Annotated in this window: 3 protein-coding genes; 1 reads left to right on the top strand and 2 read right to left on the bottom strand. The window is 71.8% G+C overall.

Features of this window, described 5'->3' with window-relative positions; genetic code table 11:
• The first annotated feature begins 171 nt into the window (after positions 1 to 171).
• A complete protein-coding gene (locus tag BFF77_RS30470) occupies positions 172 to 912 on the top strand; it encodes a helix-turn-helix domain-containing protein (RefSeq protein WP_066956463.1) in 741 nt (246 codons plus the stop codon).
• On the opposite strand, the gene BFF77_RS30465 is transcribed toward BFF77_RS30470, so the two are convergent.
• Both BFF77_RS30465 and BFF77_RS30460 read right to left on the bottom strand, forming a co-directional pair.
• Positions 852 to 1268, bottom strand: coding sequence for a VOC family protein (locus BFF77_RS30465; RefSeq protein WP_066956460.1), 417 nt, complete (start codon positions 1266 to 1268; stop codon positions 852 to 854). The genes BFF77_RS30470 and BFF77_RS30465 overlap by 61 nt on opposite strands.
• Positions 1269 to 1452: 184 nt before the next feature.
• Entirely contained in the window at positions 1453 to 2343 is an 891-nt protein-coding gene (locus BFF77_RS30460; protein ID WP_066956466.1) for a S1 family peptidase, read from the bottom strand.
• Between the last annotated feature and the right edge of the window lie 271 nt (positions 2344 to 2614).

The following is a 2614-nucleotide window of genomic DNA, read 5'->3' as shown; positions in this document are numbered from 1 at the left end:
AGCGCCGTCCGCCCGAAGGGCGGGGCCCGCGGCGTCTGGTGCGTGCGATCGCGAGGCGGAGGACCGTGCTCGTACCGGACGTACTCGCACGACTCCGACAACGCGGCGAGCGTGCGTGCCAGGCGTCGCGGGCCAGGCGGGACTTTCGAAACACGCCCTAGCCTCGTCGGTATGTACGAGGAACGGGCGTCGCGGCTCGACGGCGCGGTCGTCTGGACGCGGACCGTGACGGCGGGGAGGGGATCCACGCCGTATCCCGTGCTGCCCGACGGCTGTATGGATCTGCTGTGGATCGGGGACAGACTGCTGGTCGCGGGACCCGACACCCACGCGTACACCCCCGAGGGCGTCGACGGGCTGCACTGCGCCGGAGTGCGCTTCGCGCCCGGGACGGCGCCCGCGTTCCTCGGTGTGCCGGCGCACGAGCTGCGCGACCGGCGGGTGGAGCTGGCCGATCTCTGGTCACCGGCCGAGGTGCGCGGGCTCACCGGGCGGCTCGCGTCCGCCGAGGACCCGGCGGACGCGCTGGAGGCCGTGGCGCTGGGGCGGGCCGCGGCCGTCGGACCGCCCGATCCGCTGCTGCGGGCGGTGGTCGACGGGCTGAACGCCCGGCGTACGGTCGCGGCGACCGCCGACGCCGTCGGCCTCGGGGCCCGCCAGCTCCACCGCCGCTCCCTGGACGCCTTCGGCTACGGGCCCAAGACCCTGGCCCGGGTGCTGCGGCTCCAGCGTGCGCTGGCGCTCGTACGGGCGGGTCAGCCGTTCGCCGAGGCGGCGCTCGCCGCGGGCTGTGCCGACCAGGCGCATCTCGCCCGGGAGACACGGGATCTGGCCGGGCTCACGCTCGGCGCCTACGCGGCGCTGGCGAACAGCGAGACCTCGCAGCCGTCCGGGTCCAGGACCACCGCGTAACGCTGTCCCCACACCGCGTCCCAGGGCTTCAGATGCCCCCGGTACCCGGCCGCGACGAGAGCACCGTAGGTGGCGTCCACCTCGGCGGGACTCGCGCAGAGGAAGGCGAGCCCGATCCGTCCACCGCCCGGCGGCCGGGTCCAGCCGGGATCGTAGGTACGGACGGTCTCCTCCGTGTCCCAGAGCACGCGCGCGCCGCCGGGCAGGGTGGCCTCGGCGTGGGGCGCGGTGTCGGCGCCGGCGGGTACGGGCACGCCGAGCGTGCGGTAGAAGGCGAGCGAGGCGGCCATGTCGGAGACGACCAGGCCGATCGCGTCGAGTCGTGGAACAGGCGTGGACGCGGGAGTAGTGGTCATGCCTCCACGGTAGGAGCGTGCGCGGAGCCGGTCTTGAACGAATCGGACGTCCCCGGCGCCGGCACGGGAGCGCGGCGGACGAACGCGACGGGCCGCGCACCAGGTGCGCGGCCCGTCGGTGTTCCGAGGAAGGATCAAGCGGATGAAGCGTGTCCGTGCCGTTGTGCGGTGCTGCGTGCGGAGATTAGAAGACGCTCACGCCGTAGGCGTTGAGGGCCTCCACGACCGGCTGGAAGAACGTGGTGCCGCCGGAGGAGCAGTTGCCGCTGCCGCCCGAGGTCAGACCGAGCGCGGTGCTGCCGGCGAAGAGCGAGCCGCCGCTGTCGCCGGGCTCGGCGCAGACGTTGGTCTGGATCAGACCGCTGACGATCTGGCCGCTGCCGTAGTTCACGGTCGCGTTGAGACCGGTGACCGTACCGCTGTGGACGCCCGTGGTCGAGCCGCTGCGACGCACGCTCTGGCCGACCGACGGGTTGGCGGCGCTGGTGATGTCCTGGTACGAGCCGTTGTACAGGTAGACCCGGCCGTCGGCCGCGGCGGCGTTGGAGTGGCGGATGATGCCGTAGTCGTTGGTCGGGAAGCTCGTGCCGGCACGGGTGCCGATGCTCCAGGAGGCGCTGATGTTGGTGCAGTGTCCGGCGGTCAGCGCGTAGTACGTCGAGCCGCTGCGGACGTTGAAGCCGAGGGAGCAGCGGCTGCCGCCCGTGGTGATGGCCTCGCCACCGGCGATGAGCTTGTTGAACTTGCCGGGGGTGTGCTTGATCGTGAGGCCCGCGGTGGTGCCCACGGAGTTCTTGATCTCGGCTATCTCAGCGTCCGAGACCGTGCTGTCGACGGTGACGACGACCTTGCCGGAGGCCTTGTCCGTGTACCAGGCCGTACCGGCGATGTCCGCGGTGCGGACGGCGCTGCTGGCGTCGGCGAGCTGGGCCGCGGAGGCCTTGGCGACCGGCTCGGGCGCCGCGATGGCAGTCGGGGCCGCAAGCGCGACGGCGGTCACCAGACCTGAGGCGACGGCGAGGAGCCGTACGCGTCCGGACACCGCGCCGAGGGGGGAAAAGCGCTTGATGGTCACAACATCCTCCATAGGTGGGGGAAACTCGCGATCCGTTGGGTAAGCGGGCCGCTGTCGTGCGACCGTCCACCGCCATTCGGTTTTGGCCGTGAACCTGTCAATCGCACGACTGAATCGTTGACTCCGTTTGGACTTTGAGCAAGGCCCACTTCTGGACCGACGGGCGGAGAACGGCTGCCGCGACCGGACGCGCGTCCGGTCGCGGCAGCCGTTCTCCGCCCGTCGGTCCAGAAGTGGGCCTTGCTCAAAGTCCAAACGGAGTCAACGATTC

Source organism: Streptomyces lushanensis, from assembly GCF_001700515.1.
Classification (GTDB): domain Bacteria; phylum Actinomycetota; class Actinomycetes; order Streptomycetales; family Streptomycetaceae; genus Streptomyces; species Streptomyces lushanensis.
The sequence above is the reverse complement of the archived record's forward strand: the minus strand, read 5'-3'. Positions and strand labels throughout refer to the sequence as shown.